The 17,768-nt window shown below is 59.3% G+C and carries 13 protein-coding genes; 8 read left to right on the top strand and 5 right to left on the bottom strand.

Annotation, left to right across the window (positions count from 1 at the left end; all coding sequences use genetic code 11):
• The first annotated feature begins 28 nt into the window (after positions 1-28).
• From CKW26_RS10765 to CKW26_RS10750, 4 genes are all read left to right on the top strand, one after another.
• A complete protein-coding gene (locus tag CKW26_RS10765; RefSeq protein ID WP_177409247.1) occupies positions 29-631 on the top strand; it encodes a DsbA family protein in 603 nt (200 codons plus the stop codon).
• On the top strand, positions 624-2,450 hold the full coding sequence (locus CKW26_RS10760; RefSeq protein WP_095048572.1) for an ABC transporter ATP-binding protein: 1,827 nt from the start codon (positions 624-626) through the stop codon (positions 2,448-2,450). Before CKW26_RS10765 ends, CKW26_RS10760 begins: the two co-directional genes overlap by 8 nt.
• Before the next feature lie 201 nt (positions 2,451-2,651).
• Positions 2,652-5,111: an EAL domain-containing protein gene (locus CKW26_RS10755; protein ID WP_095048571.1), complete on the top strand. Its 2,460-nt coding sequence runs from the start codon at positions 2,652-2,654 to the stop codon at positions 5,109-5,111.
• A gap of 79 nt (positions 5,112-5,190) precedes the next feature.
• Complete coding sequence (locus tag CKW26_RS10750) at positions 5,191-5,952, top strand: TenA family transcriptional regulator (protein WP_371917960.1); 762 nt, start codon at positions 5,191-5,193, stop codon at positions 5,950-5,952.
• A gap of 133 nt (positions 5,953-6,085) precedes the next feature.
• On the opposite strand, the gene CKW26_RS10745 is transcribed toward CKW26_RS10750, so the two are convergent.
• The 5 genes from CKW26_RS10745 to CKW26_RS10725 all read right to left on the bottom strand — a co-directional run bounded on the left by CKW26_RS10745 (position 6,086) and on the right by CKW26_RS10725 (position 10,954).
• Positions 6,086-7,012 (bottom strand): GGDEF domain-containing protein, encoded by a 927-nt coding sequence (locus CKW26_RS10745; protein ID WP_095048569.1) that lies wholly within the window; start codon positions 7,010-7,012, stop codon positions 6,086-6,088.
• Positions 7,013-7,375: 363 nt separating this feature from the next.
• The gene (locus CKW26_RS10740) at positions 7,376-8,116 is read right to left on the bottom strand and encodes a YciK family oxidoreductase (protein ID WP_095048568.1); all 741 of its coding nucleotides are present in this window, start codon (positions 8,114-8,116) and stop codon (positions 7,376-7,378) included.
• 72 nt (positions 8,117-8,188) lie between these two features.
• On the bottom strand, positions 8,189-8,860 hold the full coding sequence (gene mupP / locus CKW26_RS10735) for an N-acetylmuramic acid 6-phosphate phosphatase MupP (protein ID WP_095048567.1): 672 nt from the start codon (positions 8,858-8,860) through the stop codon (positions 8,189-8,191).
• Positions 8,861-8,864: 4 nt separating this feature from the next.
• Positions 8,865-9,563 (bottom strand): bifunctional 2-polyprenyl-6-hydroxyphenol methylase/3-demethylubiquinol 3-O-methyltransferase UbiG, encoded by a 699-nt coding sequence (gene ubiG, locus CKW26_RS10730; protein ID WP_093435309.1) that lies wholly within the window; start codon positions 9,561-9,563, stop codon positions 8,865-8,867.
• Between the two features lie 56 nt (positions 9,564-9,619).
• Complete coding sequence (locus CKW26_RS10725) at positions 9,620-10,954, bottom strand: TRZ/ATZ family hydrolase (RefSeq protein WP_095048566.1); 1,335 nt, start codon at positions 10,952-10,954, stop codon at positions 9,620-9,622.
• Positions 10,955-11,062: 108 nt separating this feature from the next.
• Here CKW26_RS10725 and mtnA point away from each other — a divergent pair, with 108 nt between their 5' ends.
• From mtnA to pheA, 4 genes are all read left to right on the top strand, one after another.
• The gene (gene mtnA / locus CKW26_RS10720; RefSeq protein ID WP_095048565.1) at positions 11,063-12,139 is read left to right on the top strand and encodes an S-methyl-5-thioribose-1-phosphate isomerase; all 1,077 of its coding nucleotides are present in this window, start codon (positions 11,063-11,065) and stop codon (positions 12,137-12,139) included.
• A 434-nt stretch (positions 12,140-12,573) separates the two neighbouring features.
• Positions 12,574-15,348, top strand: coding sequence for a DNA gyrase subunit A (gyrA, locus tag CKW26_RS10715; protein WP_093435302.1), 2,775 nt, complete (start codon positions 12,574-12,576; stop codon positions 15,346-15,348).
• A gap of 231 nt (positions 15,349-15,579) precedes the next feature.
• The gene (serC, locus tag CKW26_RS10710; RefSeq protein WP_095048564.1) at positions 15,580-16,665 is read left to right on the top strand and encodes a 3-phosphoserine/phosphohydroxythreonine transaminase; all 1,086 of its coding nucleotides are present in this window, start codon (positions 15,580-15,582) and stop codon (positions 16,663-16,665) included.
• A complete protein-coding gene (gene pheA, locus CKW26_RS10705; RefSeq protein ID WP_095048563.1) occupies positions 16,665-17,759 on the top strand; it encodes a prephenate dehydratase in 1,095 nt (364 codons plus the stop codon). Before serC ends, pheA begins: the two co-directional genes overlap by 1 nt.
• Positions 17,760-17,768 lie beyond the last annotated feature (9 nt).

The following is a 17,768-nucleotide window of genomic DNA, read 5'->3' as shown; positions in this document are numbered from 1 at the left end:
TGCGCGCCTGCTCTATGTGATGGATCCGATGTGTTCGTGGTGCTGGGGTTTTGCTCCGGTGGCCAAGGCATTGGTCGAGCAGGCGCAAGCAGCCGGGGTGGAGTTGCATCTGGTGGTCGGTGGTTTGCGCACCGGCAGCGGCTCGGCGCTGGAGCCGACCACGCGTCGCTACATTCTTGAACATTGGCAAGCGGTCACCGAGGCCACCGGCCAGCCGTTCAAATTTGACGGCGCGTTGCCCGACGGTTTTGTCTACGACACTGAGCCTGCCTGCCGCGCAATCGTCACGGCGCGCAGTCTGGCGCCGGATTGCGCGTGGAAGTTGGTCGGGCTGATCCAGCAGGCGTTTTACGCTGAAGGCCGCGATGTCACCCAAGCCAGTGTACTGGTCGAGTTGGCGGAGCAGGCGGGTGTGCCGCGCATCGAGTTCGCGGCGTTGTTCGATCATGCCGATCAACACAAAGCCACTCAGGCCGATTTCAGTTGGGTGCAAGATCTGGGCATCGCCGGTTTCCCGACCCTGCTCGCCGAACGCAATGGCCAACTGGCGCTGCTGACCAATGGCTATCAACCGCTCAGCGAACTGTCGCCATTGCTCGGCCGCTGGCTGGAGCGCGCCGCCTGTGCCTGACCTGGCCGATGACACGCCAGCCGTAAAGCGTGTCGACCGGCTGAGCTGGGCAGAAGTCCGGCGACTGGCACTCACTCACAAAAAATCCCTATGGATTGCCAACGGCGTGGCTGTGCTGGCGACGCTGTGCAGCGTGCCGATCCCATTGCTGCTGCCATTGCTAGTGGACGAAGTCCTTCTCGGCCATGGCGATGCCGCGCTGAAAGTCATGAACCATGTGCTGCCGACGATGTGGCAGCAAGCGGCCGGCTATATAGGCCTGATGCTGCTGGTGACCCTTACCCTGCGTTGCAGTTCGCTGTGCTTCGGCGTGTTGCAGTCGCGGCTGTTTGCACGGCTGGCCAAGGACATTGTTTATCGTATTCGCGTGCGTCTGATCGAACGCCTCAAGCGGATTTCCCTCGGCGAATACGAAAGCCTTGGTAGCGGCACAGTCACGACGCACCTGGTCACTGATCTGGATACCCTCGACAAATTCGTCGGCGAAACCCTCAGTCGCTTTCTGGTGGCGATGCTGACGCTGGTCGGCACCGCGAGCATCCTGCTGTGGATGCACTGGAAACTGGCGCTGCTGATTCTGCTGTTCAACCCGCTGGTGATCTACGCCACGGTGCAGTTGGGCAAACGCGTCAAACACCTGAAGAAACTCGAGAACGACAGCACCTCGCGCTTCACCCAGGCGTTGAGCGAAACCCTTGATGCGATTCAGGAGATCCGTGCCGGCAACCGTCAGGGTTTCTTCCTCGGGCGGCTCGGTCTGCGGGCGCAGGAAGTGCGCAACTACGCGGTCAATTCGCAGTGGAAAACCGACGCTTCCAACCGCGCCAGCGGTTTGTTGTTCCAGTTCGGTATCGACATCTTCCGCGCGGCGGCGATGCTCACGGTGTTGTTCTCCGACCTGTCGATCGGCCAGATGCTCGCGGTGTTCAGTTACCTGTGGTTCATGATCGGCCCGGTCGAGCAACTGCTCAATCTGCAATACGCCTATTACGCGGCGGGCGGGGCGCTGGCGCGGATCAACGAACTGCTGGCGCGCGCCGATGAGCCGCAATATCCCGGCGGTGTCGATCCGTTCAAGGGCCGTGACACCGTAGGTATTCAGGTACAGGGCCTGAGCTTCGGCTACGGCGATGACCTAGTGCTGGATCAGCTGAATCTGTCGATTGCTCCCGGTGAAAAAGTCGCGATTGTTGGCGCCAGTGGCGGCGGCAAAAGTACCCTCGTGCAATTGCTGCTCGGGCTGTATACACCACTGTCCGGCACCATCCGCTTCGGCGGTTCGACCCAGCAGGAAATCGGTCTGGACACGGTTCGCGAAAACGTCGCGGTGGTGTTGCAGCACCCGGCGCTGTTTAACGACACCGTGCGCGCCAACCTGACCATGGGCCGCACCCGCAGTGACGAGGCGTGCTGGCAGGCGCTGGAAATCGCTCAGCTCGAAGCGACCATCCGCGCCTTGCCCAATGGTCTGGACAGTATCGTCGGCCGCTCCGGCGTGCGCCTGTCCGGTGGGCAGCGGCAACGTCTGGCCATCGCGCGGATGATCCTCGCCGAACCGAAAGTCGTGATCCTCGACGAAGCCACCTCGGCCCTCGACGCGGCCACCGAGTACAACCTGCACCAGGCCATGGCGCGCTTCCTCAATGGCCGCACCACGCTGATCATTGCCCACCGACTGTCGGCGGTGAAACAGGCTGATCGCGTGCTGGTGTTCGATGGTGGCCAGGTCGCTGAAGACGGCGATCATCAGCAGTTGATTGCCGACGGTGGCCTGTATGCCAAGCTCTATGGTCATCTGCAGCAGATCCAGCGCCCTTGAGTTTCGTGCCGGTTTCTGTGCTTAGTGCTTGAATTGCATTAAGTAAAATCACTCGGAACGCCCGTACAGTCCCGCCATTTGCACAATCGACCTAGAGGACGGCAGAGCTGTCCCTTTGACTTGGCGAAAATTAGCCTAGGCTGAGCTGTCAGGAGCGGGATTTTCCGGTGTTCATCTGGCAGTGCTTGCGCAAGGGATCTCATGAAGCAAAAGCGGACTCTCGGAACGCCACGGTTGTTGGGCATCGTCTGGCCATTTATTGCCGTCGTGTTGTTTCAAGCGTTATTGGGCGGCGTGAGTCTTTACGTGCTCTCGGCGGTTCGCGGTTACGTCGCTGGTGAAAGCCTCTGGTCCAAGGGCCAGAAAGACGCGATTTACTACCTCAATCTCTACGCCGACAGCCGTGACGAGGCGATTTTCCTCAAGTACCGCACTGCGATCGGTGTGCCGCAAGGCGGGCATCAGTTGCGTCTGGCGCTGGATCATCAACCACCGGATCTGGCCGCGGCGCGCGAAGGCATTCTAAAGGGTGGTAACCACCCGGACGACGTTTCCAGCCTGATCTGGCTGTACCTCAACTTCCGCCATTTCAGTTATCTGGAAACCGCAATTGACCGCTGGACGGTCGGTGACGCCTACCTGGTCGAGCTGGATGACGTGGCGCAGGAGATGCACCGCAGCATTTCGCAAAACAGTGCCAGCAGCACTGATATCCAGCACTGGAAGGCACGGATTTTCGCCATCAACGATGGCGTGACTCCGGCTGCGAAAGCCTTCAGCGATGCCTTGGGCGAAGGCTCGCGGATGATCCTGCGGCTGCTGCTGTTGACCAATCTCGCCACGGCGCTGGGGTTGATCGTGCTGGCCCTGTGGCGTACGCACAAGTTGCTCAAACAGCGCCATGCCTTTGCCGAGGCGCTGCAACTGGAGAAGGATCGGGCGCACGTTACCTTGCATTCGATCGGTGATGGCGTCATTACCACCGACGTCAGCGGCGCTATCGATTACATGAACCCGGCCGCTGAAGCCATGACCCACTGGAAAGCCGAACAGGCGGCGGGTTTGCCGCTGGCGGCATTGTTCAATCTGCTCGACGACAACGCCCAGTCCGAAGGGCTGACCCTGATCGAGCACATTCTCAGCGGCAAGCTTAGTGGCGGCAGCGAGCACTCGAAGCTGATCCAGCGCCTCGATGGCACGACATTGTCGGTGACCCTGGTCGGCGCGCCGATCCGTAATGCCGGAAAGGTCAGTGGCACGGTGCTGGTCTTGCACGATATGACCCAGGAACGGCAATACATCGCCAATCTGTCGTGGCAGGCCACCCATGACGCGCTGACCGGGCTGGCTAACCGTCGCGAGTTCGAATATCGCCTGGAGCAGGCGCTGCACAATCTCACGCGCCATACCGGGCGGCATGCGCTGATGTTCCTCGATCTTGATCAATTCAAACTGGTTAACGACACCTGCGGCCATGCCGCCGGCGATGAGTTGTTGCGGCACATTTGTACGCTGCTGCAGTCCGGACTGCGCGAGGGCGATACGCTGGCGCGACTGGGTGGTGATGAGTTCGGCATCTTGCTGGAGAACTGCGCGCCGGATGCGGCGGAAAAGATTGCCGAGGCGCTGCGTCAGACTGTGCAGAATCTGCACTTTGTCTGGAAGGGGCGGCCGTTCCTGACCACCGTGAGCATTGGCCTGGTGCATATCGCACAAATCCCGACGACCCTCGAAGCCTCATTGCGTGCCGCAGATATGGCCTGTTACATGGCCAAGGAAAAGGGCCGTAACCGCGTGCAGGTCTATCACGCTGACGATTCCGAACTGTCCCTGCGCTTTGGTGAGATGGCCTGGGTGCAACGCTTGCACATGGCCCTGGAAGAAAACCGTTTTTGTCTGTACGCCCAGGAAATCGCTCCGCTCAAGTCGGGTGACAACAACGGTGGGCATATCGAGATTCTGCTGCGTCTGCATGATGAAGCCGGGCGGATGATTCTGCCGGACAGTTTCATTCCCGCAGCCGAGCGCTATGGTTTGATGAGTCAACTGGATCGTTGGGTAGTTCAGAATGTATTTAAGGTTATTGCTCAATGTATTGCACAAGAACATCAACAACCTTTAGCAATGTGTGCGATTAATCTGTCAGGCATTACTATAGGAGATGACGCGTTTTTGCACTTTCTGCGGGAACAGTTTGTTAACTATGCAATACCGCCTGAAATGATTTGTTTTGAAATTACAGAAACCAGTGCAATTTCAAATCTGGGCAGTGCAATAAGATTTATTAATGAACTCAAAGGCTTAGGTTGCTATTTTTCGTTAGATGATTTTTGCGCCGGAATGTCTTCATTCGCTTATCTGAAACATTTGCCTGTAGACTTCCTGAAGATCGACGGGAGTTTCGTAAAGGATATGCTGGACGACCCGATTAACCGCGCAATGGTCGAAGTGATCAATCACATCGGGCATGTCATGGGTAAAAAGACAATTGCCGAGTTTGTTGAAACAACCCAGATCGAGCAGGCCCTGCTTGAAATTGGTGTGGATTACGCTCAGGGTTATGTTATAGAACGCCCACAGTTGTTTACCTGCGACAGTTTGCAAAGTCGGCCCGCCAGACCGCAACCGCTGTTATTCAAAGCGCCTGGCACGTTCCGTTGAAGTCTCTCGCCGATCCTTACAATCACAAATCAAAAGGAGCCGAACAGTGATCGACACATTCAACCGAACCGGACCACTCATGGAAGCTGCAAGTTATCCTGCCTGGGCACAACAGCTCATTGAGGATTGCAGCGAGAGCAAGCGCCGGGTTGTCGAACATGAACTTTACCTGCGCATGCGTGATAACAAGCTCAGCGCCAGAACCATGCGTCAGTACCTGATCGGGGGCTGGCCGGTGGTTGAGCAGTTTGCGTTGTACATGGCGCAGAATCTCACCAAAACCAGGTTTGCCCGGCATCCGGGCGAAGACATGGCGCGGCGCTGGCTGATGCGCAATATCCGCGTCGAACTCAATCATGCGGATTATTGGGTGCACTGGAGTCGTGCACATGGCGTCAGTCTGGAAGACCTTCAGGCCCAACATGTGCCGCCCGAACTGCATGCCTTGAGTCATTGGTGCTGGCACACCAGCTCAGCCGATTCGTTGATTGTGGCCATCGCGGCCACCAACTATGCCATCGAAGGCGCGACCGGGGAGTGGTCGGCGCTGGTCTGCTCCACCGGCGTGTATGCCGCAGCGTTTCCCGAAGAGGATCGCAAGCGCGCGATGAAGTGGTTGAAGATGCATGCCCAGTACGACGATGCCCATCCGTGGGAGGCGCTGGAAATCATCTGCAGCCTGGCCGGGATGAACCCTAGCAAGGCCTTGCAGGCCGAGTTGCGTCAGGCCGTCTGCAAGAGCTATGACTACATGTATCTGTTTCTGGAGCGTTGCATGCAACTGGAGACGTCGGAACGCTTGCTGGTCAACCGAGAGCGCAGGGCGGTAGTCGAGAGCTGATATTCGTCTTCACGCAAAACCAATGTGGGAGCGAGCCTGCTCGCCAAAGCGGTATGCCAGTCAACTCATGGTTGAATGTCAGATCGCATTCGAGCAGGCTCGCTCCCACACTGTTTTGTGTTGGTTGAATAGCTTAGCCCGCCATCGCCAGGCGGTTGCGACCTTCACGCTTTGCCACGTACAGCGCACTGTCAGCGCGGCGCAGCAAGCTGTCGGCCGATTCCCCCGGCAACAACGTTGAGCAGCCCAGGCTCACCGTCAATTCAATCAACTGCCCATCCGCATAGTATTCGGCCGCCTGCGTCGCATAACGCAGTCGTTCGCCGACCATCGCTGCCGCTTCCCGGCTGGTGTTGGACAGCAGCACCAGAAACTCTTCGCCACCGTAACGGAACACCATATCGACGTTGCGCAGTTGCGCCTTGATTGTCGCGGCGATGGCTTTAAGCACGTCATCGCCGGCGCTGTGGCCATGGCTGTCGTTGACCCGCTTGAAGTGGTCGATATCGAGCATCAGCAGCGACAACGGTTGTTGATGTCGGCGAGACATATCGATCTCCCGCTGCAGGGTTTGCTCCATGGCGATGCGGTTACCGGCGCCGGTCAGCGGATCGCGCAGGGCACTCTGAGTCGCCTCGCGATAAAGCAGCGCGTTGCGCATCGGGTACAGCAAGGATGAGAGTAACGACTCCAGCTGACCTTGTTCCGTGTCGTTGAAGCGCTGATTGCGACGGAACACCAGTTCGCCCATGTGCTCGCCTTCGTGGCTCAGGGTATAGCTGATCGAGTGGTGGCCGCGGGCACCGAATTCCAGGCGCAGGTCGCTGCCCTGATGCACGTAGCTGAGCGCGTCCAGGGGCACGAGGCGCTGAACTTCGCGGAAAAACAGACCGAGGATGCGTTGCGGTTCGAGGCTGGTTTGCAGTTGCAGGCTCATTTGCTGGCGCAATTGCGCAAGACTGGCCGGTCGCTCCAGAAGGGGAGGCAGCTGACCAAAGCCCAGGCGTTGCAATTTGGCACTGTCAAAGTCAATTGCATTGGTCTGGGAGGGTGATTTCATATGGCGTGAGCCCCTAAAGCAGTAAGTCTGTCTTACAGGCTGGGTGAGAGCGGCTATGGGCTGCGCGTCATACTGATCCATCAGTCCCGTAGGACATTTGGCGTAAGTTTAGTCTGCCTGAAGACGATTAGTCAGCTATCGAAATCGGCTTTGCCCCACTGCCTTCACACGGCATGCTTTGAGGAAATTTAGAGCGAAAGTCGTGCCATTCGGTTCGGTTTTATTTAAACCGTTTTGAATCAATAAGTTGGCTGATCAAGGGGGAGGAGTGTGCTGGAAAATTGACTGAAATATGACGGTCGCCAGCGGCAAATGCATGCCGCGACAGGAATCTGCCGCGGCAACAAAAGCGACGTATGGCAGTTATTGCGCGTTGAAGGCCTGGCCGTTGATGCCCGAGCTGTCCGGGCCCATCAGGTACAGGTAGACCGGCATGATCTCCTCCGGCGTCGGGTTGTTCAGCGGGTTTTCCCCCGGATACGCCTGGGCGCGCATGCTGGTGCGCGTGCCGCCCGGGTTGATGCTGTTGGAGCGTACCGGCGCGACACCGTCGACTTCATCGGCCAGGGTTTGCATCAAGCCTTCGGTGGCGAACTTCGATACGCCATAAGCGCCCCAGTACGCACGGCCTTTGCGACCGACGCTGCTGGAGGTGAACACCACCGAGGCATCCTGCGACAGTTTGAGCAGCGGCAGCAGGGTGCTGGTCAGCATGAACATGGCGTTGACGTTGACTTGCATCACGCGCATGAAGTTTTCACCGGACAACTGTTCGATCGGCGTGCGTGGACCGATGATCGAAGCGTTGTGCAGCAGACCGTCGAGGTGGCCGAACTCGGTCTCGATCATCGCGGCCAGCTCATCGTACTGATGGGGCAGGGCGGTTTCCAGATTGAACGGAATCACCGCCGGTTGCGGATACCCGGCAGCTTCGATCTCGTCATACACCTGCGTCAGATTGGCCTCGGTCTTGCCCAGCAGCAGTACCGTAGCGCCATGGGCGGCGTAGGTTTTCGCGGCCGCCGCGCCAATGCCACGACCGGCACCGGTGACTAGAATGACCCGATCCTTGAGCAATTCGGGACGAGCGGAGTAATCAAACATAAAAACCTCATCAAGTCAGATCGTTCCCACGCTCTGCGTGGGAATGCAGCCAATGACGCTCTGCGTCAGGTCTCAGCAACTGCAAAGCGCGCTATCGAGCACCTTGCGCAGCTCCGACGGATGATCCACCACCACGTCCGCCCCCCAATGCCGCGGGTTGTCGTCCGGGTGGATGTAGCCGAACGTCACCGCTGCCGTTTTCGTACCGGCATCGCGCCCCGATTCGATATCACGCAGATCATCGCCGACAAACAGCACCGTCGACGGATCCAGATCAAGCATCTTGCACGCGAGGATCAACGGCTCCGGATCCGGCTTGCTGTTCTTCACGTGATCCGGGCAGATCAGCAGCGCCGAACGCTCAGCCAATCCCAGTTGCTGCATGATCGGCTCGGCAAAGCGCAGTGGCTTGTTGGTCACCACGCCCCAGATCAGCTTGGCCTTTTCGATATCGGCCAGCAGTTCACCCATGCCGTCAAACAGCTTGCTGTGCACGGCGCAGCCAACCAGATAGCGCTCAAGGAACTCCAGACGCAGTTCTTCGAAGCCCGGCGACTCCGGGTCCATCGAGAACGTCACCGCAACCATCGCTTTGGCGCCGCCGGAGATCTCGTCGCGGATGTGCTTGTCGTTGATCGGCGGCAAGCCGCGATCTGCACGCATGGCCTGGCAGATGGCGATGAAGTCCGGCGCCGTGTCGAGTAGGGTGCCGTCCATGTCGAAGAGAACTGCTCTGATCGCCATCGGCTTACTCCTCGCGCAGGGTCTGGATCATGTAGTTGACGTCAACGTCGCTGGCCAGCTTGTAGTGCTTGGTCAGCGGGTTGTAGGTCAGGCCGATGATGTCTTTGACGGTCAGGCCGGCCATGCGGCTCCAGGCACCCAGCTCGGACGGGCGGATGAATTTCTTGAAGTCATGGGTGCCGCGCGGCAGCAGCTTCATGATGTATTCAGCGCCGATGATGGCGAACAGGTAGGCCTTCGGGTTGCGGTTGATGGTCGAGAAGAACACCTGACCGCCCGGCTTGACCATGCGGAAGCAGGCGCGGATCACTGACGACGGATCCGGCACGTGCTCAAGCATTTCCAGGCACGTGACCACGTCAAACTGCTCCGGCATTTCTTCGGCCAGGGCTTCGGCGGTGATCTGGCGGTACTCAACGCTGACGCCGGATTCCAGCTGATGCAGTTGCGCGACCGCCAGCGGCGCTTCGCCCATGTCGATGCCCATCACCGTGGCACCGCGTTGCGCCATGGCTTCGCTGAGGATGCCGCCACCGCAACCGACGTCGAGGACTTTCTTGCCGGCCAGATTGACCCGCTCGTCAATCCAGTTGACCCGCAGCGGGTTGATGTCGTGCAGTGGTTTGAACTCGCTTTCGCGGTCCCACCAGCGATGGGCCAAGGCTTCGAATTTGGCGATTTCGGCGTGGTCGACGTTGCTCATGTTAAATCCTCTAAAACTTTAAAAGTGCTGTAGCCCTGGCGTTTGCGCCAAGGTGTTTACGATTCGGTGTGGCCGCTGATGCGCTGGCCCCAGGTCCGGGCGGTGACGCCCAGTTGCTCTTCGTCCATGCGCGTCAGGCGGCGGTCGTCGAGCAGTTGCTTGCCGGCGACCCACAGGTGTTTCACGCAATCGCGACCGGTGGCATATATAAGCTGCGAGACCGGGTCATATACCGGTTGCTGGGCCAGGCCGGACAGGTCGAAAGCGACGATGTCGGCAGCTTTGCCAATTTCCAGCGAGCCGACTTGCGCCTCGATCCCCAGTGCGCGCGCGCCATTCAGCGTGGCCATGCGCAGTGCTCGATGGGCATCCAGCGCAGTGGCCGAGCCGGCGACGGCTTTGGCCAGGAGTGCAGCGGTACGGGTTTCGCCGAGCAGATCGAGATCGTTATTGCTGGCGGCGCCATCGGTGCCAACGGCCACGTTGACGCCAGCCTGCCACAAACGCTCGACCGGGCAGAAGCCGCTGGCGAGTTTGAGGTTCGATTCCGGGCAGTGGATCACGCTGGTGTTGCTTTCTACCAGCAACGCCAGGTCGTCATCGCTGATCTGGGTCATGTGCACGGCCTGGAAGCGCGGGCCAAGCAGGCCGAGACGACCGAGGCGCGCGAGCGGACGTTCGCCGCGCTGCTCCAGCGCTTGCTGAACTTCGAAAGCGGTTTCGTGCACGTGCATATGGATCGAGGCGTCCAGCTCCTCGGCAATCACGCGGATTTTCTCGAGGTTTTCGTCGCCGACGGTGTACGGTGCATGGGGGCCGAAGGTGATCTTGATCCGTTCATGGTGCTTGAGATCGCCGAACAACTCGACGCCCTGACGAATGGCTTCATCGGCGCTGCTGGCGCCCGGAATCGGGAAATCAAGGATCGGAATGGCGATCTGCGCGCGAATGCCGCTGTTGTGCACACGCTCGCTGGCGACTTTCGGGAAGAAATACATGTCCGAAAAACAGGTGATGCCGCCCTTGATCTGCTCGGCGATAGCCAAATCAGTCCCATCGCGAACGAAATCTTCATCGACCCACTTGGCCTCGGCCGGCCAGATGTGATTTTCCAGCCAGATCATCAGCGGCAAATCATCGGCCAGGCCACGAAACAGCGTCATCGCCGCATGACCGTGCGCATTGATCAGACCGGGGGCGAGCAGCACATCCGGCAATTCCCGGGTTTCTGTGGCGTTACACTTCAATGCTTCGGCGCGCGGGCCGATAAACACGATGCGACCGTCGCGGATGCCCAGGCCGTGCTCCTTGAGCACAACGCCTGCAGGTTCGACGGGTACCAGCCAGGTCGGCAGCAATAATAAGTCGAGCGCAATGGCAGGTTTCGGCATCGAGGGTCGGTTCCAGTGCTTTTGTAAAGGATGGCGAAGTATACCCGAGCGTCTTCGCGGGGGGATCGCTATAATCGGCGGCTTTTGTTCATGAGTGCGGGGTGAGGGATGCGCGATCGACTGTTGGCTGCGGAGAAAGTAAAGGCCATCGATTGGCGAGATGGCGCGCTCCACCTGCTGGATCAGCGTATTTTGCCGTTCGAGGAAACCTGGATTGCCTACACCAGCGCCGCCGGCGTGGCTGAGGCGATTCGTTCGATGGTGGTGCGCGGTGCGCCGGCCATCGGCATCAGCGCGGCCTATGGCATTGTGCTGGCGGCCCGTGCCCGTCTGGCCGAAGGTGGCGACTGGGCTGCGGCGCTGGAAGAAGATTTCGCCTTGCTGGCCGATTCTCGTCCGACCGCAGTCAATCTGTTCTGGGCGTTGGGCCGGATGCACGATCGACTGGATCGTCTGAAAGGCAACGCCGACCCGTTGGCGGCGCTGGAAGCTGAAGCCATTGCCATTCATGAAAGCGACCGCGAAGCCAACCTGACCATGGCCCAGCTCGGCGTTGATCTGATCCGCAAGCACCAGGGCAATGCGCAGGCGATTCTGACTCACTGCAACACCGGTGCGCTGGCTACCGGCGGGTTCGGTACGGCACTGGGGGTGATTCGCGCGGCTTATCTGGAAGGCATGGTCGAGCGTGTTTACGCCGATGAAACCCGTCCGTGGCTGCAGGGCTCGCGCCTGACCGCTTGGGAACTGGCCAACGAAGGCATTCCGGTCACCCTGAATGCCGACTCCGCCGCTGCGCACATCATGAAAACCAAAGGCGTGACCTGGGTGATCGTCGGTGCGGACCGCATCACCGCCAACGGTGACGTGGCCAACAAGATCGGCACCTACCAACTGGCTGTCAACGCCATGCACCACGGTGTGCGTTTCATGGTGGTGGCGCCAAGTTCGACCATCGACATGAATCTGGCCAGCGGTGACGACATCCCGATCGAGGAGCGTGATGGCGCCGAGTTGCTCGAAGTGGGTGGCAAGCGCGTCGGCGCGGACGTTGAAGCGTTCAACCCGGTATTTGACGTGACGCCGGCCGACCTGATCGATGCGATCGTCACCGAAAAAGGCATCGTCGAGCGCCCGGATACCGCGAAAATGGCCCAGTTGATGTGCCGCAAACGCCTGCATTGATGCTGGCCTGCTCAATGTAGGAGCTGCCGAAGGCTGCGATCTTTTGATCTTGCTTTTTACAGGTCAGGATCAAAAGATCGCAGCCTTCGGCAGCTCCTACAGGTGTTTGGGGTCCTAAATGTCAATAAACATCGCTAAACCAAGCCCCAATTCTGCATTCAAAGAAGCTCTGAGCCTCTCTCGTCCCCGTTAAGCCTGTCACCGGTCAACTAACTATGCTCCATGCGCATCAGGGGGATAGGTGCGTGGCGGCTCTTGTGATAACATCCGGCGTTTTCCGAGGCAGCTCCACGGAGCTGTCTTTACTGCGCAAATCCGCGATCCAATGTTGATTTGTCGTAAGTCGGTGCATGGCACTCGGTCTGCCCCGACGAGCTTCGTTGGTCCCATATGGATATGACGAAGTTTCACCAGAAAAAGGAATCAGGCTTCTCATGGGCGAACTGGCCAAAGAAATCCTCCCGGTCAATATCGAAGACGAGCTGAAACAGTCCTACCTCGACTACGCGATGAGCGTGATCGTCGGCCGTGCACTGCCGGATGCGCGCGATGGCCTCAAGCCCGTGCACCGTCGCGTACTGTTCGCGATGAGCGAGCTGGGCAACGACTTCAACAAGCCGTACAAGAAATCTGCCCGTGTTGTCGGCGACGTGATCGGTAAGTATCACCCGCACGGTGATACCGCGGTGTACGACACCATCGTTCGTATGGCACAGCCTTTCTCCCTGCGCTACCTGCTGGTAGACGGTCAGGGCAACTTCGGTTCGGTCGACGGCGACAACGCTGCGGCCATGCGATATACCGAAGTGCGCATGACCAAGCTGGCGCATGAGCTGCTGGCTGACCTGCACAAAGAAACCGTGGACTGGGTGCCGAACTACGACGGCACCGAAATGATCCCGGCGGTCATGCCGACCCGTATCCCCAACCTGCTGGTCAACGGCTCCAGCGGTATTGCCGTGGGCATGGCGACCAACATTCCGCCGCACAACCTCGGTGAAGTCATCGACGGTTGCCTGGCGCTCATCGACAACCCTGAGCTGACCGTCGATGAACTGATGCAATACATCCCCGGTCCGGACTTCCCGACCGCCGCGATCATCAACGGTCGCGCCGGCATCATCGAAGCCTACCGTACCGGTCGTGGCCGTATTTACATGCGCGCCCGCTCGATCATCGAAGACATCGACAAGGTCGGTGGCCGTCAGCAGATCGTCATCACCGAACTCCCTTACCAGTTGAACAAGGCGCGTCTGATCGAGAAGATCGCCGAGCTGGTCAAAGAGAAGAAGCTGGAAGGCATCACCGAACTGCGCGACGAGTCCGACAAGGACGGTATGCGCGTCGTGATCGAACTGCGTCGCGGCGAAGTACCTGAGGTGATCCTCAACAACCTCTACGCCCAGACCCAGCTGCAATCGGTATTCGGCATCAACATCGTTGCGCTGATCGACGGCCGTCCACGCATCCTGAACCTCAAGGATCTGCTGGAAGCCTTTGTTCGTCACCGTCGCGAAGTCGTCACCCGTCGTACCGTGTTCGAACTGCGCAAGGCGCGCGAGCGTGGGCACATCCTCGAAGGCCAGGCCGTTGCCCTGTCGAACATCGACCCGGTCATCGCCCTGATCAAGGCTTCGCCGACGCCGTCGGAAGCCAAAGAAGCGCTGGTCAGCACGCCGTGGGAATCCTCGGCAGTGGTGGCGATGGTTGAGCGTGCCGGTGCCGATTCGTGCCGTCCGGAAAACCTCGATCCGCAATACGGTCTGCGTGAAGGCAAGTACTTCCTGTCGCCAGAACAGGCGCAAGCCATTCTGGAACTGCGTCTGCACCGTCTGACCGGTCTGGAACACGAAAAACTGCTGGCCGAGTATCAAGAGATCCTCAACCAGATCGGCGAGCTGATCCGCATCCTCAACAGCGCCGTGCGCCTGATGGAAGTGATCCGCGAAGAGCTGGAAGTGATCCGCGCCGAATACGGCGACCAGCGCCGCACCGAAATTCTCGATGCCCGTCTCGACCTGACCCTGGGTGACATGATCCCGGAAGAAGAGCGCGTCGTGACCATCTCCCACGGTGGCTACGCCAAGACCCAGCCATTGGCTGCGTATCAGGCTCAGCGTCGTGGCGGTAAAGGCAAGTCGGCCACCGGCGTCAAGGATGAGGACTACATCGCTCACCTGCTGGTTGCCAACAGCCACACCACGCTGCTGCTGTTCTCCAGCAAAGGCAAGGTTTACTGGCTCAAGACCTACGAGATTCCGGAAGCGTCCCGCGCCGCCCGTGGTCGTCCGCTGGTCAACCTTCTGCCATTGAGCGAAGGTGAATACATCACCACCATGCTGCCGGTCGATCTCGAAGCCATGAAGCGTCAGGCTGATGAAGAAGAAGCCGAAGGCGCCGAGGCTGATGTAGAAGAAATCGAAAACAGCAACGAGACCGATGAAGAGCGTCGTGCTCGCATCAAGGCTGCTGACCGCAAGAAAGCCCCGTTCATCTTCATGTCGACCGCCAACGGTACCGTGAAGAAGACCCCGCTGGTGGCCTTCAGCCGTCAGCGCAGCGTTGGTCTGATCGCGCTGGAACTGGACGAAGGCGACATCCTGATCTCCGCCGCCATTACCGATGGCGAGCAGGAAATCATGCTGTTCTCCGACGGCGGCAAAGTGACTCGCTTCAAGGAATCCGAAGTTCGCGCCATGGGCCGTACCGCCCGCGGTGTGCGTGGCATGCGTCTGCCAGAAGGGCAGAAGCTGATCTCCATGCTGATTCCAGAAGAAGGCAGCGAGATTCTCACTGCTTCCGAGCGCGGCTACGGCAAGCGTACGGCGATCACCGAGTTCCCTGAATACAAGCGTGGCGGTCAGGGCGTTATCGCCATGGTCAGCAACGAGCGTAACGGCCGTCTGGTCGGCGCGGTTCAGGTGCAGGACGGTGAAGAAATCATGCTGATCTCCGATCAGGGCACTCTGGTGCGTACCCGTGTCGACGAAGTGTCGAGCCTGGGTCGTAACACTCAGGGCGTCACACTGATCAAGCTGGCCAAGGATGAAACCCTGGTTGGGCTGGAGCGGGTTCAGGAGCCTTCGGAAGTTGAAGGTGAAGAGCTTGAGGGTGAAGAGGGCGAGGAGTTCGAAGGCAACGTCGTGATCGACGATGCTGCCGAAGACCAGCAACTCGACGCCGCAGCAGACGAAGAACCGCAAGAATAAGCGGACAAACGAGGGGGCGGATGAGAATTCGCCCCCTTGTTATTTGTCCGGTATGAAATTTCGACATCATGGAGATCCCCTGTGGGAGCGAGCCTGCTCGCGAATGCAGGCGCTGCGGTACCTCTGACGCACCGCGGTGATGCATTCGCGAGCAGGCTCGCTCCCACAGGGCCGTGTTGATCGGTAGTGTGATTTATTGCGTGATACCACCAAATCAGAGCGAGATTGGATGTGAGCAAGCGAGCCTATAACTTCTGCGCCGGTCCTGCGGCGCTTCCTGAAGCTGTCCTGCAACGTGCCCAGGGTGAACTCCTTGATTGGCACGGCAAGGGTCTGTCGGTCATGGAAATGAGCCATCGCAGCGATGAGTTCGTGTCCATCGCCACCCAGGCCGAGCAGGATCTGCGTGACCTGCTGAATATCCCGTCGAACTACAAAGTGCTGTTTCTGCAAGGTGGCGCCAGCCAGCAATTCGCGCAGATTCCACTGAACCTGCTGCCGGAAAACGGCTCGGCCGACTATATCGACACCGGTATCTGGTCGCAGAAAGCCATCGAAGAAGCCTCGCGCTACGGTCACGTCAATGTTGCCGCCACCGCCAAGCCTTACGACTATTTCGCCATCCCGGGCCAGAATGAGTGGAAACTGTCGAAAGACGCCGCTTACGTTCACTACGCGCCGAACGAAACCATCGGCGGTCTGGAATTCCAGTGGATCCCGGAAACCGGTGACGTGCCGTTGGTAGCGGACATGTCTTCGGACATCCTCTCGCGTCCGGTCGACATCTCGCGTTTCGGCATGATCTACGCCGGCGCACAGAAAAACATCGGCCCGAGCGGCATCGTCGTCAACATCATCCGCGAAGACCTGCTCGGCAAGGCGCGTTCGCTGTGCCCAACCATGCTCGACTACAAAGTCGCGGCCGATAACGGCTCGATGTACAACACCCCGCCGACGCTGGCCTGGTACCTGTCCGGTCTGGTGTTCCAGTGGCTGAAAGAGCAGGGTGGCGTTGAAGCGATCGCCAGGCTCAACGACGTCAAGCAGCGCACGCTGTACGACTTCATCGACGCCAGCGGCCTCTACAGCAACCCGATCAACAAGTCGGACCGCTCGTGGATGAACGTGCCGTTCCGTCTGGCTGATGATCGTCTGGACAAGCCTTTCCTGGTCGGTGCCGAAGAGCGCGGCTTGCTCAATCTGAAGGGCCACCGCTCCGTGGGCGGCATGCGCGCCTCCATCTACAACGCCGTCGACATCACCGCCGTTAACGCGCTGGTGGCGTACATGGCTGAATTCGAGAAGGAACACGGCTGATGTCCGAGCAAGAACTCAAGGCATTGCGCGTTCGTATTGACGCTCTGGACACCAAAGTCCTTGAGCTGATCAGTGAGCGTGCGCGTTGCGCCCAGGAAGTCGCGCGAGTAAAGATGGCCTCGCTGGCCGAAGGCGAAGTGCCGGTGTTCTATCGTCCTGAGCGCGAAGCTCAGGTGCTCAAGCGCGTGATGGAGCGCAATCAGGGGCCACTGGGCAACGAAGAGATGGCGCGGCTTTTCCGCGAAATCATGTCCTCGTGCCTGGCGCTGGAGCAGCCGCTGAAAGTGGCTTACCTCGGCCCTGAAGGCACCTTCACCCAGGCTGCAGCGATGAAGCACTTCGGTCACGCGGTGATCAGCAAGCCGATGGCGGCGATCGACGAAGTATTCCGTGAAGTGGCGGCCGGTGCGGTGAATTTTGGCGTGGTGCCGGTGGAAAACTCCACCGAAGGCGCGGTCAACCACACCCTCGACAGTTTCCTCGAACACGACATGGTCATCTGTGGCGAAGTCGAGCTGCGCATTCACCATCACCTGTTGGTCGGTGAAAACACCAAGACCGACAGCATCAGCCGTATCTATTCCCACGCGCAGTCGCTGGCCCAGTGCCGCAAGTGGCTGGACGCGCATTACCCGAATGTCGAGCGCGTCGCGGTGTCGAGCAACGCTGAAGCGGCCAAGCGGGTCAAGGGCGAGTGGAACTCGGCGGCGATTGCCGGCGACATGGCGGCCGGTCTGTATGGCCTGACCCGTCTGGCCGAGAAGATCGAAGACCGTCCGGATAACTCGACGCGCTTCCTGATGATCGGTAACCAGGAAGTGCCGCCGACCGGCGACGACAAGACCTCGATCATCGTTTCGATGAGCAACAAGCCGGGTGCGCTCCACGAGCTGCTGGTGCCGTTCCATGACAACAGGATCGACCTGACCCGCATCGAAACCCGTCCGTCGCGCAGCGGCAAATGGACCTACGTGTTCTTTATCGACTTCGTCGGCCACCACCGTGATCCGTTGATCAAAGGTGTGCTGGAAAAGATCAGTCAGGAAGCAGTAGCACTCAAAGTGCTGGGTTCCTACCCGAAAGCAGTTCTCTAAGGGCGGTAG

The sequence above is a fragment of the Pseudomonas sp. Irchel s3h9 genome (assembly GCF_900187475.1).
Lineage (GTDB): Bacteria > Pseudomonadota > Gammaproteobacteria > Pseudomonadales > Pseudomonadaceae > Aquipseudomonas > Aquipseudomonas neuropathica.
Note: the sequence above shows the minus strand (reverse complement) of the source record. Positions and strands in the feature narration are given on the sequence as shown.

What these genes read in the sequence shown, in the direction of transcription:
- CKW26_RS10765 (WP_177409247.1), top strand. Translation starts at nt 29, where the DNA reads ATGTGTTCGTGGTGCTGGGGTTTTGCTCCGGTGGCCAAGGCATTGGTC.
- CKW26_RS10755 (WP_095048571.1), top strand. Translation starts at nt 2,652, where the DNA reads ATGAAGCAAAAGCGGACTCTCGGAACGCCACGGTTGTTGGGCATCGTC.
- CKW26_RS10750 (WP_371917960.1), top strand. Translation starts at nt 5,191, where the DNA reads ATGGAAGCTGCAAGTTATCCTGCCTGGGCACAACAGCTCATTGAGGAT.
- CKW26_RS10745 (WP_095048569.1), bottom strand. Translation starts at nt 7,012, where the DNA reads ATGAAATCACCCTCCCAGACCAATGCAATTGACTTTGACAGTGCCAAA.
- CKW26_RS10740 (WP_095048568.1), bottom strand. Translation starts at nt 8,116, where the DNA reads ATGTTTGATTACTCCGCTCGTCCCGAATTGCTCAAGGATCGGGTCATT.
- mupP (WP_095048567.1), bottom strand. Translation starts at nt 8,860, where the DNA reads ATGGCGATCAGAGCAGTTCTCTTCGACATGGACGGCACCCTACTCGAC.
- ubiG (WP_093435309.1), bottom strand. Translation starts at nt 9,563, where the DNA reads ATGAGCAACGTCGACCACGCCGAAATCGCCAAATTCGAAGCCTTGGCC.
- CKW26_RS10725 (WP_095048566.1), bottom strand. Translation starts at nt 10,954, where the DNA reads ATGCCGAAACCTGCCATTGCGCTCGACTTATTATTGCTGCCGACCTGG.
- mtnA (WP_095048565.1), top strand. Translation starts at nt 11,063, where the DNA reads ATGCGCGATCGACTGTTGGCTGCGGAGAAAGTAAAGGCCATCGATTGG.
- gyrA (WP_093435302.1), top strand. Translation starts at nt 12,574, where the DNA reads ATGGGCGAACTGGCCAAAGAAATCCTCCCGGTCAATATCGAAGACGAG.
- pheA (WP_095048563.1), top strand. Translation starts at nt 16,665, where the DNA reads ATGTCCGAGCAAGAACTCAAGGCATTGCGCGTTCGTATTGACGCTCTG.